At 57.3% G+C, this 25,312-nt stretch carries 23 protein-coding genes; 14 read left to right on the top strand and 9 right to left on the bottom strand.

Features of this window, described 5'->3' with window-relative positions:
• Nucleotides 1–47 precede the first annotated feature (47 nt).
• Nucleotides 48–1,142 carry a DNA polymerase IV gene (dinB, locus tag AAC076_RS03785; RefSeq protein ID WP_339843064.1) on the top strand — a complete coding sequence of 365 codons (1,095 nt, stop codon included), beginning with the start codon at nucleotides 48–50 and terminating at the stop codon, nucleotides 1,140–1,142.
• A gap of 6 nt (nucleotides 1,143–1,148) precedes the next feature.
• On the opposite strand, the gene AAC076_RS03790 is transcribed toward dinB, so the two are convergent.
• Entirely contained in the window at nucleotides 1,149–1,586 is a 438-nt protein-coding gene (locus AAC076_RS03790; protein WP_339843065.1) for a hypothetical protein, read from the bottom strand.
• Nucleotides 1,587–1,731: 145 nt separating this feature from the next.
• Here AAC076_RS03790 and AAC076_RS03795 point away from each other — a divergent pair, with 145 nt between their 5' ends.
• Nucleotides 1,732–2,514 carry an SDR family oxidoreductase gene (locus AAC076_RS03795; protein WP_339843066.1) on the top strand — a complete coding sequence of 261 codons (783 nt, stop codon included), beginning with the start codon at nucleotides 1,732–1,734 and terminating at the stop codon, nucleotides 2,512–2,514.
• Nucleotides 2,515–2,572: 58 nt separating this feature from the next.
• Here the strand turns inward: AAC076_RS03795 and AAC076_RS03800 are convergent, their stop codons facing one another.
• Together AAC076_RS03800 and AAC076_RS03805 are read right to left on the bottom strand one after the other, a co-directional pair.
• A complete protein-coding gene (locus AAC076_RS03800; protein WP_339843067.1) occupies nucleotides 2,573–3,001 on the bottom strand; it encodes a DUF2489 domain-containing protein in 429 nt (142 codons plus the stop codon).
• Nucleotides 3,002–3,026: 25 nt separating this feature from the next.
• Entirely contained in the window at nucleotides 3,027–3,497 is a 471-nt protein-coding gene (locus AAC076_RS03805; protein WP_339843068.1) for an LEA type 2 family protein, read from the bottom strand.
• 121 nt (nucleotides 3,498–3,618) lie between these two features.
• On the opposite strand from AAC076_RS03805, the gene AAC076_RS03810 reads away from it, so the two are divergent.
• Nucleotides 3,619–4,152 carry a hypothetical protein gene (locus AAC076_RS03810; RefSeq protein ID WP_339843069.1) on the top strand — a complete coding sequence of 178 codons (534 nt, stop codon included), beginning with the start codon at nucleotides 3,619–3,621 and terminating at the stop codon, nucleotides 4,150–4,152.
• Between the two features lie 28 nt (nucleotides 4,153–4,180).
• On the opposite strand, the gene AAC076_RS03815 is transcribed toward AAC076_RS03810, so the two are convergent.
• Both AAC076_RS03815 and AAC076_RS03820 read right to left on the bottom strand, forming a co-directional pair.
• Nucleotides 4,181–4,651, bottom strand: a complete 471-nt coding sequence (locus AAC076_RS03815; RefSeq protein ID WP_339843070.1) for a YchJ family protein — start codon at nucleotides 4,649–4,651, stop codon at nucleotides 4,181–4,183.
• Between the two features lie 2 nt (nucleotides 4,652–4,653).
• Nucleotides 4,654–5,139, bottom strand: a complete 486-nt coding sequence (locus tag AAC076_RS03820; protein ID WP_339843071.1) for a DUF6231 family protein — start codon at nucleotides 5,137–5,139, stop codon at nucleotides 4,654–4,656.
• Nucleotides 5,140–5,311: 172 nt separating this feature from the next.
• On the opposite strand from AAC076_RS03820, the gene dinG reads away from it, so the two are divergent.
• The 4 genes from dinG to AAC076_RS03840 all read left to right on the top strand — a co-directional run bounded on the left by dinG (nucleotide 5,312) and on the right by AAC076_RS03840 (nucleotide 10,299).
• A complete protein-coding gene (dinG, locus tag AAC076_RS03825) occupies nucleotides 5,312–7,444 on the top strand; it encodes an ATP-dependent DNA helicase DinG (protein ID WP_339843072.1) in 2,133 nt (710 codons plus the stop codon).
• A gap of 78 nt (nucleotides 7,445–7,522) precedes the next feature.
• A complete protein-coding gene (locus tag AAC076_RS03830; RefSeq protein WP_339843073.1) occupies nucleotides 7,523–8,695 on the top strand; it encodes a serine hydrolase domain-containing protein in 1,173 nt (390 codons plus the stop codon).
• A 79-nt stretch (nucleotides 8,696–8,774) separates the two neighbouring features.
• Entirely contained in the window at nucleotides 8,775–9,416 is a 642-nt protein-coding gene (pdxH, locus tag AAC076_RS03835) for a pyridoxamine 5'-phosphate oxidase (protein WP_339843074.1), read from the top strand.
• 64 nt (nucleotides 9,417–9,480) lie between these two features.
• Nucleotides 9,481–10,299 carry an SDR family oxidoreductase gene (locus tag AAC076_RS03840; RefSeq protein ID WP_339843075.1) on the top strand — a complete coding sequence of 273 codons (819 nt, stop codon included), beginning with the start codon at nucleotides 9,481–9,483 and terminating at the stop codon, nucleotides 10,297–10,299.
• Here AAC076_RS03840 and AAC076_RS03845 read toward each other — a convergent pair.
• Both AAC076_RS03845 and AAC076_RS03850 read right to left on the bottom strand, forming a co-directional pair.
• On the bottom strand, nucleotides 10,283–11,530 hold the full coding sequence (locus AAC076_RS03845) for a TIGR03862 family flavoprotein (protein WP_339843076.1): 1,248 nt from the start codon (nucleotides 11,528–11,530) through the stop codon (nucleotides 10,283–10,285). The genes AAC076_RS03840 and AAC076_RS03845 overlap by 17 nt on opposite strands.
• Nucleotides 11,531–11,580: 50 nt before the next feature.
• On the bottom strand, nucleotides 11,581–12,501 hold the full coding sequence (locus AAC076_RS03850; RefSeq protein ID WP_339843077.1) for a histone deacetylase: 921 nt from the start codon (nucleotides 12,499–12,501) through the stop codon (nucleotides 11,581–11,583).
• 179 nt (nucleotides 12,502–12,680) lie between these two features.
• Between AAC076_RS03850 and tesB the strand changes: the two genes are divergently transcribed.
• The 3 genes from tesB to AAC076_RS03865 all read left to right on the top strand — a co-directional run bounded on the left by tesB (nucleotide 12,681) and on the right by AAC076_RS03865 (nucleotide 16,461).
• Nucleotides 12,681–13,544 (top strand): acyl-CoA thioesterase II, encoded by an 864-nt coding sequence (tesB, locus tag AAC076_RS03855; protein WP_339843078.1) that lies wholly within the window; start codon nucleotides 12,681–12,683, stop codon nucleotides 13,542–13,544.
• 3 nt (nucleotides 13,545–13,547) lie between these two features.
• On the top strand, nucleotides 13,548–14,147 hold the full coding sequence (locus AAC076_RS03860) for an HAD family hydrolase (protein ID WP_339843079.1): 600 nt from the start codon (nucleotides 13,548–13,550) through the stop codon (nucleotides 14,145–14,147).
• A gap of 277 nt (nucleotides 14,148–14,424) precedes the next feature.
• Complete coding sequence (locus tag AAC076_RS03865; RefSeq protein WP_339843080.1) at nucleotides 14,425–16,461, top strand: sulfatase-like hydrolase/transferase; 2,037 nt, start codon at nucleotides 14,425–14,427, stop codon at nucleotides 16,459–16,461.
• 50 nt (nucleotides 16,462–16,511) lie between these two features.
• On the opposite strand, the gene nadC is transcribed toward AAC076_RS03865, so the two are convergent.
• Together nadC and AAC076_RS03875 are read right to left on the bottom strand one after the other, a co-directional pair.
• Entirely contained in the window at nucleotides 16,512–17,360 is an 849-nt protein-coding gene (gene nadC, locus AAC076_RS03870) for a carboxylating nicotinate-nucleotide diphosphorylase (protein WP_339843081.1), read from the bottom strand.
• 94 nt (nucleotides 17,361–17,454) lie between these two features.
• On the bottom strand, nucleotides 17,455–18,819 hold the full coding sequence (locus AAC076_RS03875) for a sodium:alanine symporter family protein (protein ID WP_339843082.1): 1,365 nt from the start codon (nucleotides 18,817–18,819) through the stop codon (nucleotides 17,455–17,457).
• 327 nt (nucleotides 18,820–19,146) lie between these two features.
• Here AAC076_RS03875 and AAC076_RS03880 point away from each other — a divergent pair, with 327 nt between their 5' ends.
• From AAC076_RS03880 to AAC076_RS03895, 4 genes are all read left to right on the top strand, one after another.
• A complete protein-coding gene (locus tag AAC076_RS03880; protein ID WP_339843083.1) occupies nucleotides 19,147–21,600 on the top strand; it encodes a DUF1631 domain-containing protein in 2,454 nt (817 codons plus the stop codon).
• Nucleotides 21,601–21,663: 63 nt separating this feature from the next.
• Nucleotides 21,664–22,236: a 1,6-anhydro-N-acetylmuramyl-L-alanine amidase AmpD gene (gene ampD / locus AAC076_RS03885; RefSeq protein WP_339843084.1), complete on the top strand. Its 573-nt coding sequence runs from the start codon at nucleotides 21,664–21,666 to the stop codon at nucleotides 22,234–22,236.
• Nucleotides 22,233–23,057 (top strand): regulatory signaling modulator protein AmpE, encoded by an 825-nt coding sequence (gene ampE, locus AAC076_RS03890; RefSeq protein ID WP_339843085.1) that lies wholly within the window; start codon nucleotides 22,233–22,235, stop codon nucleotides 23,055–23,057. The genes ampD and ampE overlap by 4 nt, the downstream gene beginning before the upstream one ends.
• 198 nt (nucleotides 23,058–23,255) lie before the next feature.
• Nucleotides 23,256–25,274, top strand: coding sequence for a methyl-accepting chemotaxis protein (locus tag AAC076_RS03895; RefSeq protein ID WP_339843086.1), 2,019 nt, complete (start codon nucleotides 23,256–23,258; stop codon nucleotides 25,272–25,274).
• Nucleotides 25,275–25,312: the final 38 nt, after the last annotated feature.

Genomic DNA, 25,312 nt, shown 5'->3' on the forward strand with positions numbered 1-25,312 from the left:
AATGACCAGCGGTGATCAGGCCGGGCTTTACTGATCGGGTACAATGAGTGCTTAACTCGTTCCTGTTGTGTTATCCGAGTCAGCCTGCCGTGCGCAAAATCATCCATGTCGACTGCGACTGTTTTTATGCTGCGATTGAAATGCGTGACGATCCGCGTTTGCGCGGGCGTCCGCTAGCTGTGGGTGGTGACCCCGACAAGCGGGGAGTCGTTGCAACCTGCAACTACGAAGCTCGGGCCTTTGGCGTGCGCTCTGCCATGGCCTCGGCCTATGCGCGCAAGTTGTGCCCGGATCTGCTGATCGTGCCTCCACGCATGGCGGCCTACCGTGAGGCTTCCCAGGCCATTCATGCCATATTTACCCAGTTTACCCAGCTGATTCAGCCACTCTCCCTTGATGAAGCCTATCTGGACGTCACAGCCAGTGAATCCTGTCGCGGTAGTGCGACTCTGATGGCCAGGGAAATACGGCGTTTGGTGCAGGCCGATCAGGGCATTACTGTGTCTGCCGGCGTTGCACCAAACAAGTTTCTGGCCAAGATCGCCAGTGACTGGAACAAGCCCGATGGGCTGAAGGTGATCTTGCCTGAAGAGGTGGAAGCGTTCGTCAGGAAGCTTCCGGTCGAGCGACTGCATGGGGTCGGTCGGGTGACGGCGGCGCGCTTGAAAAACCTGGGTATAGATGTCTGCGCTGAACTCCTGCCATGGCGCAAACAGGATCTTGCCAAGGAGTTCGGTAGTTTTGGTGAAAGGCTATGGCAACTGGCCCGGGGGATTGATGATCGGCCGCTGACTGTGGAAAGTAAACGCCAGTCGGTAAGCGTCGAGAACACCTATGATCAGGATCTGCCAGATCTCGAGGCCTGCCTCAATGCTCTTGGACCGCTGCTGGAGAAACTCGCCCAGCGATTAGGGCGGCTTGAGGGCGAGTATCGGGTAAGCAAGCCGTTCATCAAACTCAAATTTCACGACTTTACTCAGACCACGCTTGAGCAGGCTGGCGCGCCGGTGACCCCTGAGGGCTACCGTGAGCTATGCATTCAGGCCTTTGCCCGAGGTGGTCGTCCGGTGCGTCTGATCGGGGTCGGTGTGCGTCTGGATCACGCCCACAGCCTGCTTGGGGAGCAACTCAACCTGTTCTGAAACGCGTCAGTCCCTCTGTCTGACACAAGCCGGGCACACATGGTTCGCGCCCTGGGGTACCCAGCCCATCTCACTAATACGCACCACTGCCTTTTCTGTGCGTGCTTCCAGATTGTCCTTGTCCAGCACAAGAAACTCGAAGGGCTGCTCTTTTTCGCAGTTGTCGCAACGTATAGACCAGCCAAGCACCGAATGACTTCGCAAATCCGGCCCTCTGGCCGTAGCAGTCCATTGCCCCGGTGGGTTGATCAGATAGCGCACTTTGTCGACCAGCAATGACATGGGGAGTTCGCGGCTGCCCTTGATGGTGCAGATCAGAGTATCCCCTGGCTGAACGCCGCCGCCTTGTCCCGTCACCTGAAACAGGCCGGCTGACAGAGTGCGGCATTCAATCAATGTATGTGCCGGGTTGAGAAGGCTGTGTCTGAAATCGTGTTGAGCCATGGGATTCACCGCAGATGAAGGGTGAGTATGATAACACCCGAGCTTGGTGGTACATCACGCGGATCACTGATGGTCGGTTGGAAACCAGTGACCGGCTATGATGTTCTCACACCTGTATGCATTTATATCAAAAGAGGGATATCTCATGAGCGTCAAGCAACTGTTCGATCTGACCGGCAAGGTTGCCCTTATAACCGGCGGAACCAAGGGCCTTGGCCTGCAGATGGCCGAAGCACTGGGGGAGCAGGGTGCGAAAGTGTTCATCAGTGCGCGAAACAGCGCCGAAGTCGATGACGTCGTGGCCCAGCTCAATGCTCAGGGCATAGAGGCTGGTGGTCTGGCCTGCGATCTGGGCAAGCTCGACAGCCAGCCGATCAAGGCATTGGTCGATGCCGTTGAAGCCAAGTTCGGGACTGTCGATATTCTGGTCAACAACGCAGGTACTACCTGGGGCCAGCCCGCAGAAGAGCATAGCTATGAAGGCTGGCAGAAGGTCATGACCTTGAACGTCGATGTCTGTTTCCTGATGGCTCAGGAAGTCGGCCGCCGTTTCATGATTCCGCGTCGCTCGGGCAAGATCATCAATATTGCGTCGATCGCCGGTTTCAAGGGGAATCGCGCCAATTCCGGTATTCATACTGTTGCCTATAACACCAGCAAGGCAGCGGCGATCAACCTGACGCGCGCTTTGGCGGGCGAGTGGGGCGCCTACAACATCAATGTCAACGCCATCTGCCCGGGCTATTTTCCGACCAAGATGGCCAAGGGCCTTGAGAAGGTGACCGAACTGATCAAGGAAGGTACTCCCCTGGGCCGTATCGGTGGCGAGGAAGACATCAAGGGGCCTGCAGTATTCCTGGCCTCAGAGGCTTCGCGCCATGTGACTGGACAGGCTATTGCCGTGGATGGTGGCAACTCTGTGGTCTGATTGAGTTTCTTGCCGGGCTTTGTGCCCGGCATGCTGTAAGCGCTCGCGGTCAGTTGACTCAGCGGGCGCTGGCCAGCCCTTCTCGCAACTGTGCTGCAGCGTTTTCCAGGCGCACTTTATGGCTTCGCTCGATTGCGGCCATTTCTCCCTCATGAATCTTTCGCTGTGCAAGTGGCAGGTCTTTCCATGCCTTATGCGTGGGAATATGCGCAGTGGCGTCGTACACCTCCTCGAAAACGGCAACATCGAGGACCTCGCGCCGAGGTCCGGAGTAGTTATCCAGTAGTACCTTGATCCGGATAGCGCCCTCTATGGGCGGCAGCTGTCCGGTTGACAGACTTTGTGCCAGAAACTCGATATCCGCAGCCAGGCGCTCTTCACGCTCAAGTTGAAGTGTGCGCTGTGCCTCGCTCTTGCGCCGTACCTGGCGCCACAAAATGGTGGCATATATTGCCAGCGCAAGAATAATCGCAATTCCGGCCAGCATAAACCAGTTCGATAACGTCATATTTTCAGAAACTCAGGTTGGCGGGATCCAGCGTGCCTTTTTCACTTAGAGTCAGTCTAGGCGAGAAGAGCAGCCCGGTGCGGATATGACCTTCTATCCGGTAATCCACGGCTTGTTGACTTTCGATCAGTTTGACGATGTCACCCACATGTCGCCACAGGTTGGACCGTACATTCAATTCAAAATATTCCGAGCCATAGGCCGGTACTGTGAAAACCTGATCGCTGACGCCGGTCGCCAGGCGGGCATCATTCAGATAGATTTCGTACTGCATGCCACGTATGGGGAGGCTTCGATCATTGGGGTTATCCACGCGTAGCCTGAGCCTGAATGACTGCTCCCACAGATTGGCCTTGAGCATTTCGACATTGGCCAACGCAATATCCGGTTTGATGTAGGAGGGACCGAACAATGCGCACCCGTTCAGCAGTGACAAAACTGCCACCAATGCGATTGCCGAAATGGTTCTGAACATAAGTCCCCTCCAGGTATGGGGCAGGTCGCCTTTTTATCGAGTTGCCGGACTGCCTGCGTCTGTCCATACTAATCAAATGCCGCTCATGGTGCAGGACTAATCATTGCAAGGGAGAGACAAGATGCCTCTTTTCGAAATTGCTTTTCAGGGACAGGTGCGTTCTGGCGTGACGCAGGATCAGGCACGGGCTCGAATCGGGCAGCTTTTTCAGGTTGGAGGCGAGCAGCTCGATGTGCTGTTTTCCGGACGTCGGGTAGTTATCAAGCAGGGGCTTGACCAGACTGCAGCGGAAAAATACCGGCAGGCTATCGAGCGGGCTGGGGCGCTGTGCAGCATCGATCCGATGGATGCCGCTCCCGAACACTCAGAGTCGGCCCCTCAGGCGACTCAGGCCACGTCGGATGAGAGCCATTCGCGTGGCACCCCTGTCGAGCCGCGTGATGCCTATATGGCTGCCTTCAGCGAAGTAGACGCGCCGGACTTCGGTATCGCTCCGGTGGGTGCCGACATGCAGGATGATTACGATTCATTTACCCCGCTGCCCATCGATCTCTCGGCCTTGAGTCTGGCGCCGCCCGGCGCCGATCTGGATCAACTCAAGCCTTCAGTTGATGCCAGGGTTCCTGATACCGATCATCTGAAACTCGAGGACTGAGAGGCTCTGGTAACGGAGCTGGTGAGCTTCAAAGGGCGCAACAGCGTTTGAATTTTTTCCCTGACCCGCAAGGGCAGGGTGCATTGCGCCTGGTGTCAGTTCGATGATTGGGATCTACGAAATACCATTTGCTCGACTTGCGGATAAAATCCGAGCACTCGCGGTGCTGGTGCCGACTGCCGTCTGGATCAGCCCAGTGCGCGATAAAAATCACCTGGGCGTGATCAGCCCCGTCGCCTGTCGCGCTCTCTATTTCCAGGCCAAGCCAGGTGCTTTCATGGCTCCACCTGGTCATGGAATTCACATCGAGCTCTGCCTGTTGACTCGGTAACGTTGTATTCACCAGGTAATCTATCAGGCCAAGGCAGTAGGCACTGTAACGCGAACGCATCAGCGACGGTGCATCGCTCGCGGGTGATCCAGCATGCAGTGGCCCGCAGCACTCGGAGTAGCAACGATCGCTACAGCACAGGCATGTGATCTGCGGGGTAGCGGTCATCGCTACCACCAATAACGGTCGAAGTTTTCCGGATTTGCCCAATACTTGGCATTCAACCAGTCGGGTACGGTCTTGTACTCTGCAAGGTCGTAGGTAAACAGTGTCAGGCAGCGCTCGTCTTTTTCAAAGCGTGCGTCGCGCTGCATCGCAAGGCCGTAGAAATCGTTCGAGTCCCATTCCGGCGCTTCGCTTAGCTCAACCAGCACGGCCATCCGGCTGACCGACAGGTTACGCAAGCCTGCCAACAGTTCGATGCCCTGGCGTTTGTCCAGCTGTTCCAGTTGATCAGCGACGATCGCCAGGTCATAACGCTGGTTGGCCAGCTCAGGTGGCAACGGCGCCTGGCTTGTTTCGATCAGTTCGCATTCCGGATGCTCCTTGATGTAGGCGGTGACGGCAGGAATCGAATCACTGCTGATGCACAGCAGACGCTCGGGTTGACATTGATCGAGTATGCCCAGGAGGGCATGGGTAGGTGTGGCGGACATTGGAGTTCCGGGGGGTATGTTCAGAATATCGACTATTCGGGATAACCAGATTCCGGCCTGTTGCCTGTTCTGGCAAGCGAAAACTGCAACCGGAGGTTACCTGTCGGCCGGTGGCACCAGCAAGCCCGCAAGGGCGCGAAGTGATATGATGCCGCTCTTGCCTGGAGCCCGCATGCTGAACGATGAATTGAAAGGCCAGATCCAGACGGCCTACCGCACCTTCCTCGAAAACAAGTCCCTGAAACCGCGTTACGGTCAGCGGGTGATGATCGCCGAGGTAGCCAAACTGTTTGGCGGCATAAAGCTTGATGACGAGGGTCGTCGGGCCGGTGACGCGGCCGTGGCTGTGGTTGAGGCGGGCACAGGTACCGGCAAGACGGTGGCTTATTGTCTGGCGGCCATCCCTATTGCCCGGCATCTGGGCAAGCCGTTGGTGATCTCTACCGCCACAGTGGCCTTGCAAGAGCAGATAGTGCTCAAGGATCTGCCGGATATTCAGCGCAATGCGGGGTTGAATTTTCAGTTCTCCCTGGCCAAGGGTCGAGGGCGTTATGTATGCCTCTCCAAGCTCGACCAGTTGCTCAGCGATAATCAGTCGTTGGCCAGCCGGCAGCAGGGTTTTGCTGACGAGGGCTTCAATCTCGACGTCGACGAGGCAGGGCTGAAGCTCTACACCAGCATGGTCGAGGCCCTGGGTACCAGTAAGTGGGACGGCGAGCGCGATTCCTGGCCTGCCGCGTTGCCTGATCAGGATTGGGCACGGCTGACCACCGACCATATCCAATGCACCAACCGTCGCTGCGGCCACTTCAACCAGTGCGTTTTCTACAAGGCCCGTGAGGGCGTGCAGAAGGTTGATGTGATAGTCACCAACCATGATCTGGTACTCGCCGATCTGGCCCTGGGTGGCGGTGCGATCTTGCCTGATCCCCGCGATTGTCTGTATATCTTTGACGAAGGGCATCATCTGCCCGACAAGGCGATTGCCCACTTTGCCCATCACACGCGCATGGCTGCAACCGCTGACTGGCTCGATCAGCTGGACAAGAACCTGACCAAGCTGCTGGCGCAGAATCCGCTTCCCGGGGACTTTGGTCGGATACTGGAGCAGGTCCCGCAGATTGCCAGGGATCTCAAGCCGCATCAGCAATTCATGGCTCAGGCTCTGACCGAGGTATCGGATTTTGCCAATGCCGAGGATCTTAGTGGCCAGATACGCCCCCAGCACCGCTTCAAGGATGGCGTCATACCCGAGCATCTATGCGATATGGGTGTCGAGCTCAAGGCGGGTTTTGGCCGGATAACCGACCTGTTGCAGCGCCTGGTGGACCAGCTCAAGGAGGCTATGGATGGCGAGGCAGTTGGCGTGACCTCGCATCAGGCCGAAGAGTGGTATCCGCTATTTGGCGCCTTGCTGGCTCGCTCGGAGGGTAACTGGACGTTGTGGACGCAGTTCTGTCTGCTCGATCCGCCTGACAAGCCCCCTACCGCCCGTTGGTTGACCCTTACCGAGCAGAACGATATCGAAGTGCACGTGAGCCCGATTCTGGCTGCTGATACCCTGCGCCAATTCCTCTGGCACAGTGCCTTCGGTTGTCTGGTCACCTCTGCGACGCTGACCGCTCTGGGACGCTTCGACCGTTTCAGCCAGCGGGCGGGTCTGCCAAGAAGTGCGGTATGCACCATGGCGCCCAGCCCATTCAATTACCCGGAAAAGGGTCTGCTACGTATTCCCGATCTGGGGGCTGATCCGCGCGACAGCGCTGGCCATAGCGCCGCGATAATTGCGCACCTGCCGACCATTCTCGATGAGGCCCTTGGCAGTCTGGTGCTGTTCTCATCCCGGCGGCAGATGCTTGAAGTTTATGCCGGCCTGCCTGGCGCCTTCCGCGAACGCATCTTTGTGCAAGGCGATCTGTCCAAACAGGAATTGATCCGTCAGCACCGCACGCGGGTCGATGATAAGCAGCAGAGCGTGATTTTCGGTCTGGCGAGTTTTGCCGAGGGCGTCGATCTGCCCGGCCGCTATTGTGAGCATGTGGTCATCGCAAAGATTCCCTTTGCAGTGCCCGACGATCCGGTTGAGGCGGCGCTGTCGGAATGGATTGAACGTAACGGTGGCAACCCCTTTATGGAAATTGCAGTACCTGACGCCTGTCTGCGCCTAATTCAGGCCTGTGGAAGGCTGCTGCGTAACGAGCAGGACAGTGGCACGGTCACGCTGCTCGACCGCCGTCTGGTGACACAACGTTATGGCAAGGCGATTCTGAACGCGCTGCCTCCCTTTCGCCGTGAAATCGAATAGGGCGGATTTACGATGCGGTATCGAGTTTCAATCTGCGCTTAAATACAGAACAACGATAAACACAATAACGGAGTTTCCATGAGCAATGTCCAGGGCTATTTCGACCCCCGTTTCGAGTCCGTGCGTACTATATTTGCCGAACAACAACAGGATCCTCAGGCACGTGGCAGTGCGCTCTGTGTCACCGTCGGCGGCGAAACCGTACTGGATCTATGGCAGGGCGTGGTCGACAAGGACAATCAGCAGGTCTGGGAGCAGGATTCTCTGGTCAATGTGTTTTCCTGCACCAAGCCCTTGGGTGCGGTGGCTATTCTTCAACAGGTAGAGGCAGGCAAGCTGGGACTGGATGCGCCCCTGGCCGACGTTTGGCCCGAGTTTGCCCAGGCCGGCAAGGAACACATTACCCTGCGGCAGATTCTCAGCCACCAGTCAGGGCTCTCGGCGATTTCCGAAACCCTTGCGCCCGAGGCTTTGTTCGACTGGGATGCAATGAGCAGCGCTCTGGCTGGCCAGAGCCCTTGGTGGACGCCCGGAGAAACACACGGATATGCCCCGGTTACCTATGCATGGCTGGTAGGCGAGCCCCTGCGTCGTGTCAGCGAGACCCGCCCCGGCCGTTATATTCAGGAGCATATCTGTCAGCCCCTGGGCATGGATTTCTTCGTTGGGGTGCCCGACAGCGACCTGGCCCGCGTTGCCCATGTTTCGCGGCTGAGAAACCAGTTCGGAGACGAATACGCCCGAGCCCTTTTTGCTTCCATGGGCCAGCCGGAGGGTCTGGGTTTCAAGGCATTCGGTAACCCCTCGAGCATGATGGTGAGCAGCAACGAGCGGCACTGGCAACAGGCCGAGATACTCTCGGCCAATGGAACCGGCAACGCCAGGTCTCTGGCACGCTTCTGGCAGGTCATGGCCCACGGCGGGCAACTGGATGATGCGCGCCTGCTTGATTCCGACCTCGTCGCAGAGATGCGCCAAGAGCACTCGCAAGGCATGGATCGCACGCTGCTGGCGCCGACCCGTTTTGGCCTGGGTGTGATGCTCGATCAGGATTACCAGGGTGGTGGCTTTGGTATGGGGCCCCAGGCTTATGGGCACCCGGGAGCAGGGGGCTGTCTGGGTTTCTGTGATCCTGAGACTCAGGTCGGCTTCGGCTATGTAACCAACGCGATGGGCCCCTACGTGCTGATGGATCCCCGCGCTCTGGCCTTGAGTAGTGAAGTCTACCGATGCCTGCGCAGCGTGGATTGATACAAGCCTTGTCCGGGATCAATGCAGGCGTCATCGGCAGTGCTAGGATTGCACCCAATATACCTGGGAGACATTGTCGATGAAGCCTGATATTGCTGATCTACGCCGCAACTACACCCGTGACGGTTTACTTGAGGACAACGTGCCTGATGAGCCGCTAAGTCTGTTCGCCAACTGGTTCGAGCAGGCGGTGGAGATCGAGTCCACGGAGGCCAACGCCATGATGCTGGCCAGTGTCGGTACCGACAATCAGCCACATTTGCGCACGCTTCTGCTCAAGGGCGCTGATGAGCGTGGCTTTGTGTTCTTCACCAATTACCAGAGTGCCAAGGGCCGTCAGTTACTGGAGCAGCCCAAGGCCGCGATGACCTTTTGGTGGCACGACCTGGAGCGTCAGGTGCGTATTGAAGGAGAGGTAGAGCGCATCAGCGAGGAGGAGTCCGATGCCTACTACCACAGCCGCCCGGTCGGCAGTCGCTTGGGTGCCTGGGCCTCGCCCCAGAGTGAAGTGATTGCCAGCCGTCAGGTGTTGGAAGACAAGCTGGCCGAGCTGGAGGCGCGATATGCCCTGGAGGCGCCCCCGCGTCCGGAACATTGGGGTGGCCTGCGTTTGAAACCGCAACTGATTGAATTCTGGCAAGGCCGTCCCAGCCGTTTGCACGACCGTCTGAGCTACCGACTGGTCGGCGGACAATGGCTGCGTGAGCGCCTGGCTCCCTAGTGATCTTCTTGCAGCGCGCTTCTTTTTGGCCCACTCTTTGAGCTAAAGCAGTGGGAGGCGGGTGATGGCCAGAGGGATGTTTCAACAGAAGGTAGTAGTGGTGACTGGCGGCTGCGCAGGTATCGGGCGGGCGCTGGCACTGCGATTTGCCCAGGCGGGTGCAAGAATCGCGATACTCGACGTGCAGGATGAACCTCTGGTTGCCTTTCGCGAGCAGCTGATGACCAAGATCAACGCCGAGGTTCTTGCCATCCACTGCGACGTGGCAGATGACCATGCATGCCAGCAGGCCATCTGCCAGGTAATAGAACATTTTGGTGGCGTTGATGTGTTGATCAACAACGCCGGCATTACCCATCGCAGCGACTTTGCTGACACCGATCTCGACGTTTTCCAGCGCATCATGGCGGTAAATTACTTCGGTGCCCTGCATTGCACTCGTCATGCATTGCCCAGTCTGATTGAGCGCAAGGGTCAGATAATTGTGCTCAGCTCCATTTCCGGGTTTGCCCCGCTTCTGTATCGCAGCGCCTATAACGCCAGCAAACATGCTTTGCATGGTCTATTCGAGACCTTGCGGCTGGAGGTGCGCGAGCAGGGTGTCAATGTGATGCTGGTCAGTCCGGGCTACACCGCTACGGATATTCGAAAGAATGCGCTAGTCGGTGATGGTTCGATCAATCAGGCAAGCATTGTTACGCCTTTCAAGGTCTCTTCGCCCAATGACGTGGCAGATGATATCTATCTGGGTGCAGTCAAACGCAAGCGGTTGCTGGTCTTGTCCAATGTAGATTGGCGTGCCCGGTTCCTGTCCCGATTCTTTCCGCGTCTGTTCGAGCGCTGGATGTTGCCGCGACTCTCTGGGGTCAAGCTGGAGCGTTGAGCCAGTCCGCAACGCCGTAGCCGGCAGCGCGACCACTGGCGAAGCAGGCCGTCAGCAGGTAGCCGCCAGTGGGCGCTTCCCAGTCGAGCATTTCGCCGGCGCAAAACACCCCCGGCATCTTTTTCAGCATCATTCGTTTGTCCAGTGCGTCGCGGGTGATGCCACCTGCACTGCTGATAGCCTCGTCCAGTGGACGCGTACCCCGCAGTGTTATGGGTACCGCTTTGATGCCTTGTGCCAGTGCGTCTGGGTCGGTCAGAACAGCCTGTTCCAGGCATTCATGCAGCAGGGCTGTCTTCAGAGGGTCAAATCCTGCGCGCTTGCGTAGAACGGAGGCCAGAGATTGCCCCTTGCGCGGTCTGGCCAGTAGCGCAGCCAGTTCCGGCTGGGTACGGTCCGGCGCCAAATCCAGCCAGAGGCGGGCGCTTCCACTGGCAAGCAACTCATCGCGCAGGGGGGCGGATAGGGCGTAGATCAGACTGCCCTCGAGTCCATCGCGGGTGACCACGCATTCGCCCCGTTTTACCAACCGTTGACCGTTGGACATGGTCACGGTGGCGATCACCTGTTTGAGCGGCGCGCCGGCAAAGCGTTCGGACAGGAAGTCGGTCCATTTGACAACGAAACCGCAATTGGCAGGCAGCAGGCTTGCCACATTGATGTGCTTTTCACGCAGTGTTTTCACCCAGGCGCCGTCTGATCCCAGACGAGCCCAGCTGCCGCCGCCCAGGGCGAGGATGGTCGCCACATGAGTCTTGAGTTGTGGGCCGGTTGGCGCGTCGAACTGCAACTGCTGCTGTTCGCTCCAGCCAGTCCAGCGATGCCGGGTATGCAGCCGCACACCTGCCTCACGCAAGCGCCTGAGCCATGCTCTTAGCAGTGGCGCAGCTTTCATTTCCACCGGGAAAACCCGTCCGGAGGAACCCACAAAGGTTTCTACACCCAGCCCATGCACCCATTGGCGTAATTGGCCTGGGTCCATTTGCTGCAACCAGGTTTCGACCCACGGGCTGGCTTCCCGGTAACGGGGGACAAAATGCTCGACGGATTCAGAATGGGTAATATTCATGCCGCCAACCCCAGCCAGCAGAAACTTGCGACCCGGTGAGGGCATCGCATCGTACACATCTACTTGCAGGCCGCGGGCAGCTAGTGTCTCAGCTGCCATCAGGCCGGCAGGACCGGCGCCGATCACGGCAACACTTGGGAGAGGTTCAGAACTGGCGGGCATGGATGATCCGGTGAGGTCGGGCGGATTGCGGGGTGGGCAGGGCTGCCAGTTTACCCCAAACCGCGTTCGCGCCAAATCTGTGTAGCGCTATGGTGCAATAGAGCATGGCGCTGGGCGAGTGCATTGCGATCCTTGCTGTAGCCACCGCCGATCACAGCGCAAACCGGAACATCCCGGCCCAGACAATGTTCGATAACCATTCGGTCGCGGCTGGCGATGCCCGCATCGGTTAATGCAAGATAACCGAGCGCATCATCCCGGTGAACGTCCACGCCGGCGTCATAGAGCACGATATCGGGCTGATACATGGGCAGAAGATAACCCAGAACATCGTCCACCACTTTCAGATAACCCTGATCGTCGAGTTGCCGTGGTAGGGGTATGTCCCAGTCACTGGCCGCCTTGCGCGCGGGAAAGTTGTTTTCACAGTGCAGTGAAACGGTAATTGCCTCTCTGTCGTTTTCCAGAATCCGCGCGGTGCCGTCGCCCTGATGCACGTCGCAATCAAAGATCAGGACCCGTTCGGCCTTGCCACTGGCCAGCAGGTACCGACTGATGATCGCCAGATCGTTGAAAATGCAGAAGCCTGAGGCAAAGTCATAATGTGCGTGGTGTGTACCGCCGGCCAGATGGCAGGCCAACCCATGCTGTAACGCCAGCTCGGCAGTCAGTAATGAGCCGCCCACGGCGCGGGTGGTGCGTTGCAGTAACGCTTCGCTCCAGGGTAGTCCCATACGGCGAAGCTCCGCGGGGGCCAGTTGGTTGGCGCTAAAGCGGCTGACATAACCTGCATCGTGGGCCAGGCGCAGCAGTTCATGGGTGGCGACTTCCGGTTGATGCAAATTACCCTCGTGCAGTACGCCCGTGGCACGGAGGTGGTCGTGCAGCAGCATGAACTTGTCCATCGGGAAGCGGTGCGCAGCCGGAAAGACGAAGCTGTAATCGGCGTGATAAACAAGGGGTAGGTCCATGCATACAGGCCCTTTGGTGAGTAGGCTGGCAGTATGAAGGGCCAGGACGCGGGCCAACAAGCGTTCAGGCATTACCAAAAGCTGCAGGTTAGCGGTTAGAATGTCCCGCTTTGCGACACACTGTCGCAGCCCCCTGTTCGCCGCCCTTAGGGACGGCTGTCGTCGAGGAGCCCTTTACCATGACCAAAATGCTGGATGACCTGGTTAGCCTGCTGGCGCTGGAGAAAATTGAGGAAAACCTGTTCCGTGGCAAGAGCCAGGACCTGGGCTTCAAACAATTGTTTGGCGGGCAGGTGTTGGGCCAGTCGTTGTCGGCGGCGAGTCAGACCGTAGATGCCGAACGTCACGTGCATTCGGTGCATGGCTATTTCCTGCGACCGGGCGATGCCACTTTGCCGATCGTTTATCAGGTTGATCCATTGCGTGACGGAGGTAGCTTTACCACACGTCGCGTGCAGGCGATTCAGAAGGGCAAGCCGATCTTTACCATGATCTCGTCCTTTCAGGGAGACGAAGAGGGTTATAGTCATCAGGCGCAGATGCCTGAGGTTCCTGCCCCCGAGGAATTGCGCAACGAGACGGAGCTTACCCGAGACCATCAGCACCTGATTCACGAGAACGTGCGCGAAAAGGTACTGGTGGACAAGCCTATCGAGATCCGTCCGGTTGGTACCTTCAATCCGTTCAATCCCAAGGCGTCGGAACCTGTGCGTCATATGTGGTTCCGGGCTGATGGTCGCCTGCCGGATGATCCGCAGCTACACCGGTACCTGCTGGCTTATGCCTCGGATTTTCATCTGCTTGGTACGGCGATGCTTCCCCACGGCATTTCCTCATGGACGCGGAACATGCAGGTTGCCAGCCTGGATCATTCGCTCTGGTTTCATCAGCCGCTGCGTATGGATGACTGGTTGTTGTATTCGATGGACAGCCCCTCAGCCAGCGGTTCGCGTGGTCTGTCCAGGGGGCAGGTCTTCACTCGCGACGGCGTTCTGGTGGCGTCAGTCACCCAGGAATCGCTGATGCGTCTGGTGGAGCGTTGATCTATGCGTGAGGCCAAGGCATGGATATTCGATCTGGACGGTACCCTGACGCTTGCTCAGCATGATTTCGTCGCTATCCGCGAGGAATTGGGTATTCCGGCCGATGAGGATATTCTGAGTTATCTGAAAACGTTGCCCCAGGCTCAGGCCGGCGAATTGAGCAGACAGCTGGACGCCATCGAACTGCGTCTGGCCCGAGATGTCGCCGCGGCCCCGGGTGCGGCAAGCCTCATCAGGCATCTGCGCGATAGTGGCAAGCAGCTGGGGATCCTGACCCGTAATCTGCAGTCCGTAGCCGTTTCGTCCCTTGAGGTATTGGGTATCGCCGACTGCTTCGAGGCCGAGCATATTCTTGGCCGCGCTGAGGCTCTGCCCAAGCCGGACCCTGCCGGCATCCATCACCTGCTTGAGCTATGGTCGGTTGAACCGCACGAGGCTGTGATGGTCGGTGACTTTCGCTTTGACCTCGAGGCGGGGCGCGCAGCAGGCTGCCGAACTTGTCTGCTGCACGAGCACAATGGCTGGCCTGCTCTTGCGGATCTGCATCTTCCTGACTGTGAGCGCCTGCTGATGTACCTAAGGGACTCTGTCGCTAACCCCTGAGAGTTACGCGCGCTCGCCGCAAAAAATAGAGTTGCAAGTAGCGGCAACGGGCTAAGATGTGTCGCCTTGTACCCTGTCGCCCGCAAAGCCTGGCAGGTTGCCTTCCAATGGTATGCGGCTTTAAAGTGCGCAGCGCCTTGGCCTGTTTCATAGTCGGCCGCAGATATTGCCGGCGCTCAGGTCCTTGCACGGGCCGTTGGATATTTACGTTTGACTTGACTGCCTTTGGGGCGTCGCAAGTTCCACAAGACCAATTACAATTTTCAGGAGCCTGAATATGGGCTGGTTACGATCACGTCGTCTGCATTACTTTTTGGGCGGTGTAGTGATTCTTTTTATACTGCTGGTCGCTTTGCGGGCAGTCTTTCTGTTTGGTTTTTCGTCGATTACGCCCGGAGTGGACCAGTCCTGGGGACTGGTGCTTGAGACACTGGGGATCGGCGTGCGTTTCGACCTCAGGCTGGCGATTCTGCTTATGCTTCCGGCGATGTTCTTGGCCTGGTTGCCAGTATGGAACAGCCTGCGTTCCAGGCCGCTGCGCTGGATCAGCCGAGCTTATCTGTTGATCGCCCTGGCGGTTTTACTGTTCATGTACATCATCGATTTCGGGCATTACGCCTATCTTGGCGTACGTTTGAATGCTTCTGCCCTCAAGTTCATCGAGGACGCAGGTATTTCCCAGCAGATGGTCTGGGAAAGTTATCCGGTAATCTGGATTACTCTGGCCTGGCTGGTGATGCTGGTAGCAACCTTCTGGGCATTGTTGCGTCTGGAAAGGGAAACGCTCGATCGCGCTGATACCCGGATTGGTCTCGGCTCACGGGTCTGGGGTAGCTGCCTGATGGTTGTCGTCGTGTTCCTGGCGATCCTTGGCCGGTTCAGCAACATCAATCTGGAGAATCCCGTTCCGCTGCGCTGGAGTGACGCATTTTTCTCGGGCGACAGTCAGTTGGGTGCCCTGGGTATTAATCCGGTGATTTTTTTCTACGACACCATGGCCATTCCCCAGGAGCGTTATAACCTGGAAGAAGTGCGCAAATATTATCCGGTGGTGAGCGAATATCTCGGCGTGAACGACCCGGATATAGAAGCATTGACCCTTAACAGGAACGTGCCTGCGCAACCGCACCAGCTGGACGTCATGCAACGCCCCAATGTGATCTTCATTATGCTTGAGTCGCTCGGGACTACGGCGGTAGGAGCTTATGGCAACCCCCTGAAACCAACACCCAATCTTGATCGAATGGCTTCGGAGAGTTGGTTCTTCCGGCACTTCTACGTTCCGGTAACCGGCACGGCAAAGACCGTCTGGGCGAGTATTACCGGTATACCCGATGTGTCCCGTTCGGAAACCGCGACGCGCAACCCGCTGATTACCAATCAGCACACGCTGGTCAATGCGCTGGAAGGTTACAACAAGATCTATACCATCGGTGGCAGTGCCGGCTGGGCCAACATGAATGGACTCATAAGGCAGAGCATCGACGGTGTGACGCTTTATGAAGAAGGCTTCTGGCAATCAGGTAATGCCGATGTCTGGGGTATCTCTGATCTGGATCTGTTCAAGGAAACCGACAAGTTATTGCGCGAACTGCCGAGCGACGAACCTTTCTTTGCCTACATCCAGACCGCAGGCAACCACAGGCCCTTTACCATTCCACCGGAAAACGACGGGTTTGAAGTGCTTGAGCCGAGTCTGGAGGAGGTCCAGGCAGCCGGTTCGCGCAGCGTAGCCCAGTACAATGCGGTGCGTTTGCTCGACTTCAATATCGGACGATTGATGGAGATGGCGAAAGAAAGCGGATATTTTGACAACACCATTTTTGTTCTCTTTGGTGATCACAATACCCGTATTGCCAATATCGATTACATGAAGCCGGCTTTCGACCAGCTGGGTCTGGAAAGCAACAATACGCCGCTGTTCATTTACGCCCCCAAGCTACTTCCTCCCCGCGAATTCGATGAGGCCGTGGGATTGGCTGACCTGCTTCCTACCATCACTGGCCTGCTCGGTTTCGAGTACGACAATCGCACCATGGGTCGTGACCTGTTGATGCCTGCCCCGGAAGGCGAGCGAGTCGTGCCCCTGGTATTGCGTGAGGGTACCTTCCCGTTGATTGGTGCCGTCAGTCAGGATTTCCTCTTGCAGATGAACTACGACGGGAGCGAGCCCAGTTTGCACGACCTGCATTCCGATACGCCGCTTGATAACGTGGCGGACCAGTACCCGGATGAGTATCAGCGTCTGCTGCCGTTGACCCGGGGTTTGTATGAGACGTCGCACTATATGCTGTATGAAAACGTGCGCGATTGAAGGGTAAGCACCTGTAATAGAAGAACCGGCCTCTTGGCCGGTTTTTTCAATTACATGCTCAGGCGCATGGATAGGTCCACGGCCTTGATGTCCTTGGTCATACTGCCAATCGAGATAAAGTCGACACCGGTATCAGCGGCGCTTCTGAGCGTTTTCTCAGTGATTCCGCCGGAGGCTTCAAGCGCGGCACGACCAGCGCTGAGGCGCACCGCTTCACGCATATCTTCGTGGCTTAGTTCATCAAGCATGATGATATCCGCACCCGCTTCGAGCGCTTGACGCAGCTCATCAAGACTTTCAACTTCGACTTCCACGGGCTTGCCCGGCGCCAGATGTCGAGCCTGGCTGATAGCCTCTGTAATGCCGCCGCAGGCAGCAATGTGATTTTCCTTGATCAGAAACGCGTCGAATAATCCAATTCGGTGATTATCACAGCCACCGCAGGTTACCGCGTATTTCTGGGCCATGCGTAGACCCGGCAGTGTTTTGCGGGTATCAAGCAGGCGGACGCCACTGCCCTCTACCAGATCGGCAAAATACCGGCTGCGGGTCGCTGTGGCGGAGAGCGTCTGAATGAAATTCATCGCGCTGCGTTCGGCGGTCAGTAGCCCCCTGGCGGGACCAATCAGGCGGCAGAACACTTGATCGGGCTGCATACGCTCACCGTCGCGGGCCAACCACTCGACGCTGATCTGAGGGTCGACCTGGCGGAATACTTCGTCGGCCCAGGCAGTGCCGCACAGAATGGCTGATTCGCGCGTAAGAATGCTGGCGCTGGCCTGACGTTCAGCCGGAATCAGGGCCGCTGTAATATCGCCGGTACCCACATCCTCGGCCAGGGCACGGCGCACGTCATCCACGATAGTCTGTTGCAGGGTGTCCAGGGTCAGGTTGGGCATGAGCGGGGCTCCGTCGAGAGTGTCGTGAGCCGGCGAGTATACCCTATCGAGCAAAGAACGCCCGCCTGGAGGGCGGGCGAGCAGGGCGGTTTACCTAGTCTTTCAGCAGGTTGGCCGGGTCTTTGAAGTAGTCCCGGGTCAGCTTGAATACAACCGGGCTGAGCAGCAGGAGCGCAATCAGGTTCGGAATCGCCATCATTGCGTTCAATGTGTCTGCCACGAGCCAGAGACTACCTAGATCGACAATCGGCAGGGTGCCCAGTGGGATCGCCAAAACCCAGAGTATGCGAAAGGGGATGTTGGACTTCTCGCCGAACAGGAACTGGGTGCATTTCTCGCCATAGAAGCTCCAGCCGATGATGGTGGTAAAGGCGAAAATTGCCAGGCCGATACTGACGATGTACTGACCCCAGCCCCCCGGTAAGCCAATGTTGAAGGCGAGGGCCGACATGGATGCGCCGTTCTCGCCACTTTGCCAGGCACCAGTCACCATGATCACCAGGCCGGTGATCGAGCAGATGACGATGGTATCGATAAAGGTACCCAGCATGGCAACCGTACCCTGGCGGACCGGGTTGCTGGTCTGTGCAGCGGCGTGGGCGATGGGCGCGCTGCCCAGACCTGCTTCGTTTGAAAAAACGCCACGGGCAATACCAAACCGCATGGCCGCCCAGATGGTCGCACCGGCGAATCCGCCGGCCGCGGCTGCAGGGTTGAATGCATGGTAGAAAATCAGACCGAAAGCTTCAGGCAGTTCACTGGCGTGCATGATCAAAATGATCAGCCCGCCACCGACGTAGAACAGGGCCATGATAGGAACCAGTTTGCCGGCAACATCGCCAATACGCTTGATGCCACCGATCAGTACCAGTGCTACCAGAACGGCAATAACAATACCTGTCATCAGGGGGGCGATACCGAAGGTGCTTTCCAGCGCATCAGCTACCGAATTGGACTGGATGGTGTTACCAATACCAAAGCCGGCAAGCATCCCGAATATCGCAAAAAGCACGCCAAGCCATTTCCATTTCTGACCAAGTCCGTTCTTGATGTAATACATTGGGCCGCCAACGTGATGGCCCAGGGCATCTTTCTCACGAAAGTGGACAGCCAGAGCTGCCTCACAGAATTTGGTTCCCATGCCGACTACTGCAATAGCCCACATCCAGAAAAGCGCGCCAGGACCGCCGAAGAACAGTGCGGTGGCTACGCCGGCAATGTTACCGGTACCGACTGTCGCAGACAGTGCGGTCATCAGGGCGTTAAACGGGCTGATGTCGCCTTCAGCGGTACTTTTCCGTCCGTTCCAGAGCATCTTGAAGCCAAAGCCCAGCTTGCGTTGGGGAATCAGCTTCAGACCCAGGGTCAGATACAGGCCGGTGCCCGCCAGCAGAGCCAGCATTGCTGGTCCCCAGACAATGCCGTTTATGGTGCCAATATACGCAATAAGTGCATCCATTAGGGTGACGCTCCAGTAGTCAGATCTGTTATTTTGTGTTTTTACCAGCGCGCACAGGATAGCTTGAGTTGTCTTGTGGCAGCTGTCTGCTGGCGTCCATTTGTGTCACCAATGCGTCTACGCCCAGTGCTACGAGCATGAATTATGTGAACCGGTTCAAGGAAAAATCAGATCAAAGAAGGCTGGCCAAGAAAAGGCTGTATACTTGACCTTAATTTGACGCCAAATCCGTGACGCATGGAAGGCATTACGAGCAGTATCATGTGCAGTAGAAGGGAGCTCCGCTGGCGTTGGTCATGACGGTCGCAGACCGTCCGGAGAACTGGTATGGCGCGCGATCCCAAAATCATCAATTTTACCAACGCTGGTCAGGGCGGCGAAGCTGACCGCGAGCGGGTGTCCTCGCTTCCCGCCCCGCTCAGGTCGGTCGGCAAGGAAGCCGTTGATTTTATCAAAGCCCGCTTGTCAGCACTTTTTGACAACGCTGACGATAGCCTTTTTGAAATGGCTGATCGCGCAGCGAGCAATTCCGAGCAGGCGCTTTTCTTCGAAGCTATGCGGGCGGTGCGCCTGCAACGCCACGCCATTACTACCCAGTGTTGCCAGCAGCTTGCCCGGGATCTGGAAGCACTCAATGACACAGCGGATGTAGTCAAGGTCAAGCCAACATCCAATTTTGCCATCGACAGTCTGTCTCTTGTTCAGCCCGACGACCTGGAGCAAACGGTCGCGCTCGACAGTATGGTTGGCCGGGTGGTGGAGCGGAACCGTCAAGCGCTTTCGCATCTGGCGATTCGACTCAACAGTCTGGTTAAATCGCCTGTTGACGAAAACAGCAATCCTCTTGGTCCAGCGGGCCTGGCGCAGATATTTATGGATGCGTTGGGCGGGATGGACCTTGATATAAAAGTACGCTTGATCGTTCTCAAGCTCTTTGAGCGTTATGTGTTCAATCAGATAGATCCCTTTTATACCAAGGCAAATGCCCAGCTCGTCAGCGCTGGTGTGCTGCCTGATCTGAAGAGCACTGCAGCACCCCAGCGGCGGCCGCCCACCCCGGGTGCCAGTTCTGGGACTAGTTATGCCCAGGGAGGCTACGAGAGGCAGGAGAGCGATGACCAGCAGAGGGTGCTTTCCCTGTTCAGCGAGCTGATCGGTAACTGGCGTCACGCTAGCGGAGATGCGGCGCTGTCGCGGGTTGCGGGCTCTTCAGCTGCGCCGCTGCAAAGCAGTGAGTTACTGGGCGTTCTGGCCCAGGTGCCTGTGGATGAGATGGCGGAAGGCGGTTTTGGGCGCCAGGATCTGCGTACTCATATCAATCAGTTGCTGCGCGAGCAACGTGATCATCATGGACAACGACGCTCCGTTGATCGTATTGATGAGGACGTGATCAGTCTGGTTTCGATGTTGTTTGATTTCATTCTGGATGATCCGCAATTGCCTGCTGCGCTAAAAGCGATGATAGGCAGGCTGCAACTGCCGATCCTGCGTCTGGCGATTGCTGATAAACGCTTTTTTGGTCAGGCCAGCCATCCTGCACGAAGGCTGCTGAACGAGCTGGCCCGCGCGACGATGGGGTGGAATGATCAGGATGATCTTCGGCGCGATCAGTTGCATGTCTTGCTGGAAAGTATTGTTCAGCGTCTGCTTGCCGAGCCAGAACCGCAGCCAGACATGTTTGCGGCGATGCATAGTGAGTTGACCAGCTTTGTCAGTACCGAGAAGCGTCGTTCTGATCTTCTCGAACAGCGGACTCGCGATGCTGAAGAAGGCAAGGCCAGGGTGGATGCCGCCCGTGGTGAGGTGGCGGCCAGATTGAATGCACTGCTTTTGGGAAAGACGCTGCCCGTCTTCGTAGTGGATCTGTTGCGTGACACCTGGAGTCAGGTAATGCAAATGATCTGCCTGCGGGAAGGGGCGAATTCTGCTGCCATGCGATCGGCCGAGGAGGCGGCACGCCAGTTGCTTCTGAGCGTTGAGCCATTGGGGATCGGTGGCGCAGGGGAGCGTGAGGATCTCAATAGGCAGGTGCGTGAATCCCTCGCTGAAGGGCTAACGCTTCTGGGCATTCAGGCTGAGCAGGGAGCGCCGTTACTGGTGCGGCTCAAACAGTTGCAACAATCCGTGCTGCTTGAAACGGGCGGCCCTGCGCAAGCAGCCGAGATCTCCCCGGTTTTAGACGGGGACGAGCAGGGCACTATCCGGGAGGAGCAACAGGTAGAAAACCTTGTAGCCCCGGAAGTAACAACGCGGGATGGAGAAGATACTCAGGCTGGGTCTCGTGTGTCTCCGCAGATAGCCTCAAAGCTGGAGCAAGCCGCGCAGTCAGTAGACGATTCTGCCGGGGTGGTGGGGCCGGGTGCACCATCCGTGCCTGTGGAATCACCTCCCCAGGCGCCGCGGTCTCGCACGCCTGTGATAGAAGTGCGTGAGCCGGTGCTGGAAGAGAACACTGCGCCTGCGCCGGCGGATCCGGCAGAGGAGGTTGATCCGGCAGCGGTCTCCTGGGTGGAGAAGCTGCACACCGGTAGCTGGTATGAGTTTCAGACGGATGAACAAGCTGCCGCGCAGCGTTGCAAGCTCGCTGCGGTAATCAGCTTCAGTGGCAAGTACATTTTCGTCAATCGTGCCGGCATGAAGGTCGCGGAGTTCAGCCGTGTCGGCCTGGCGGTGCATCATTCTGCTGGGTTGATTCGATTACTTAACGACAATCAGCTATTTGATCGTGCTCTTGAATCGGTGATCGGCAACCTCCGTCAATTGCAGGCGGGCAAGCACTGACACAAGTTGTGCTATCCAGCGCGCAGACTGCTAGCATAGGGCTTTTGCAGGACTCCCGATGCCATGCCGATACGCATAGAAGATGGTTGGGCGAGTGGTGTGCACATCTGCCCTTCGCCCCATTGCAATACCCGCTCTCCCGCGGACACCATCTCGTTACTGGTGATTCACAATATCAGCCTACCGCCCGGGCAGTTTGGCGGCGGCTTCGTGCAGGCCTTTTTTAGTGGTTCCCTCGATCCCCGCAAACATCCCTATTTTGCAGAAATAGCCAGCCTGCACGTCTCGGCCCATTTCCTCATCGAGCGCGGGGGACAGATCACCCAATTCGTTTCCTGTCTTGACCGGGCCTGGCACGCTGGCGTTTCTCGTTATGGGGGACGCACTGATTGCAACGATTTCTCGGTCGGTATCGAGCTGGAGGGTACCGACACTCAGCCTTATGAGGACGCCCAGTATCGCAGTCTTCTGGAGCTGACCCAGGCTCTGCAATCAACCTACCCGGCGATAACGCCATACCGTATCACCGGCCATGAATTTATTGCGCCAGGTCGCAAGACAGATCCAGGCATTGCCTTTGAATGGCGTCGTTATCTGAGGGATCTGATTAACCTGCCAGGAGGGCACGCAGCGTGAGTTTTCTAGTTCTTCTGTTGGTCGGTCTCATCGTCCGCTTCACTCCGTGGCGTCACGGATTCCCCCTTGATGCGCCCGGCTTCTGGGCGCGCAGGATTGTCGAGGGTGCCCCTTATCGCGCCGTTTGGCCCACTCTGGCGCTTCTGGCGTTGCCGTTGCTGCTTGCCGGCTTTGTTTTATGGTCTATAGGGGGGCAACTTTATGGCCTGTTGACTCTGGTTGCGCATGTCGTGCTCCTGCTGTTCGCTATTGGCCGTCATGACCCGCTGGGCTCAATGGCAAGTCCTTTCGAGGAGGCCTGGCAGCGGAGTGACCAGGAAGCGGCCTATCACATCGCCCGCCGGGACCTGGATCTGGACTGCGAAAACCCTGACGACCTTTTGCGCCAGGTAGATGCCAGCATTGGCTGCGCAGCGTTCCGTGACTACGTGGCACCCGTGTTCTGGTATTTATTGCTTGGACCATTGGGAGCGCTGGGTTACAGGTTGCTGAATCGTTTCGAGTTGCAGGCCGGGCATCCGGCCCATCCGTCGGTTACACGCATGACCCATGCCCTGGAATGGCTGCCGGCACGACTTTTTGCCATGAGCCTTGCCCTTGTAGGTGATTTCGAGCGAACGCTGGGGTTGGTAAAAGGTTGGCTACTGAGCTGGGAAATCAGCGCCGATCAAGTGGTAGCCGATTGCATTGCCGCGGCCCTGGGAGATGAGCAGGCAGTGGATTCTGCCCCGCTCGCTGTACTTCGACCGGTCCGTGTTCTTGTAACGCGCAGCTTGCTGGTATGGGCCGCCTGTATAGCATTCTTCAGCCTGTTCGGTTAAAGATGTTCGCAGTGTTGCCGATAGCCCAGTATGAGACAATCAGGGCAGGTTCAGTACTGCTTGCCTTTAGGGTTTTAGGAATACACAGGGTGGTGGTCGACCCGCCGACATAATAACCACAAGGCCTGATCACAGGTTTCTGCTGAAGCGGCTGCTTTGCGCCGCAGGTGGAGAATACGTATTTAGGGAGATGGATGCGTGAATAGTCTGATGGCCCCTGCCATAGCATTGATGAACCGCTTGAGTTACGGCATGAAGTTCTGCCTGATCAGCGTCCTGTTTTTTGTCCCTCTGGGTATTGTCAGCAGCATGCTGGTTCAGCAGGCATACGAGCGGGTCCAGATTACTCAGCGCGCACTCGATGGAATGACGCTCGTGGGACAGAATCTGTCGATCATGCGCAACGCAGAAATGCTGCGTGATCTGGATATGGTGCTTGGGCAGCTGGGTCAGGGCGAGTTTGCCGCTGATCTGGAGCAGCGCACGGCGGTGGTGCGTGAACAGGTAGTAAGTGCGCTGCAGAGTCTGGATCTGGATCCAGAGGACCCTCAGGCAAGTGATCTGTTGACCAAGCGCGACGAGTTGGTAGAGGCGTATCAGCAGGCCGGTCGGGAGTCAGTCCGAAACCGCGGTGCATTGACCAGTCTTGCGCTAGGCGAACTTGCCTCGCTACTGGGCTTCAGCGCGGCCTATGCAGGCCTACCCCAGGATTACGATCGCAATATACGTCAACTTTCGGACCTGTTGATCAACGTGACGCCGCCGATTACCCAGGCACTCGGAGCTGGTCGCGCCGTTGGCTCCTACTCCATTGGTCTGGGCTATCTGAACTCCGATGCCAGTCGGGACATGGATGATCTGTTTGAGAGTATGCAGACTCTGCGCGGTGGTTACGAACAGACTCTGGGCCTGGTACTGGCGGGTGATGAGCTGAGTGGACTGCGTGCGGCTGGCCAGGCCAGTCTTGAAAGTCTTGATATCGCCGCACGGATCTTCGAGGACGATATCATTCTGGCCAGCACGCTGAGCGGCAGCTGGCTGGACTACTTCAACCAGCTCACTGCAGAAATTGACAAAACCTATGCGTTCAACGAGGCGGTGCTCGAGACACTAGGTAATGTTCTGGCCAAGCGGCTGGGTGAAAATATCCAGGCCATGACGGTACTGATCATTTCCTTGTCAGCTGTAGGTTTGCTGATTATCTATCTCTACGCTGGCTTTTATATGGCCACACGTCGCACGCTCAAGCGGCTGTCCGTGCTGATGGGGCAGGTGGCTGATGGTGACATGACAGTCCATGTCGAGGTCGATAGCCGAGATGAACTTGGAGCCTTGGCTACTGACTTCAATCATACCGTGCGCCGCATTCAGGAACTGATCACCCAGGTCAGCCAGACCGCGGGACAGGTGGACCAACAATCGCAGCAGGTCGAGTCGATCTCCGGTGAGAGCAGTCGTGCGGTTGCTTCACAGCGCTCGCAGATCGAACAGGTGGCGACAGCCATGAACGAGATGTCGGCAACCTCCCAGGAAGTAGCTCGAAGCGCTGCGAATGCCGTGACCAGTGCCGGATTGGTGAGCAAGGAAACAATGGCAGGACGTCAATTGGTGGAGTCCTCGGTCGATGGTATCGAGAAACTGGCCAGCGAGATCGAGAACTCGGTCAATGCTATCAACCAGTTGGCCGACGACAGTTCCTCCATCAGTCGCGTACTTGAAGTGATAAAGGGTGTGGCCGAGCAGACTAACCTGCTTGCACTCAACGCCGCCATTGAGGCTGCCAGAGCAGGTGAGCAGGGTCGTGGTTTTGCAGTGGTGGCAGATGAAGTGCGAACGCTGGCAAGAAGGACCCAGCAGTCCACAGAAGAAATCGAGCAGATGATTGCCCGCTTGCAGAATGGCGTTAACGGCGCAGTCAAGGCCATGGGGGCGAGTCACGGTATGACGGGAGCCACCGTGGATTCCTCGTTGAAGGTACAGGATGCTCTGGCCAATATCCTCAAGGCGGTCAATCAGATCGTTGAGCAGAGCGAGCAAATTGCCGCTGCCGCTGAAGAGCAGACGGCAGTAAGCCATGATATTGATCAGAACATTGTTGAAATCAATCAGGTCAGTGATCGAACCGCCGAGGGCGCTCGGCAGACTGAAGAGTCCAGCAACCGTATGAGCCAGCTGGTCCAGCAGTTACAACAGATTATCAGCGCCTTCCGCGTTTGACCCGTGCACAGGCAGAACGGTAAAAGTCAAACCGTTCT

This window comes from uncultured Halopseudomonas sp. (genome assembly GCF_963977355.1).
Taxonomy (GTDB): Bacteria; Pseudomonadota; Gammaproteobacteria; order Pseudomonadales; family Pseudomonadaceae; genus Halopseudomonas.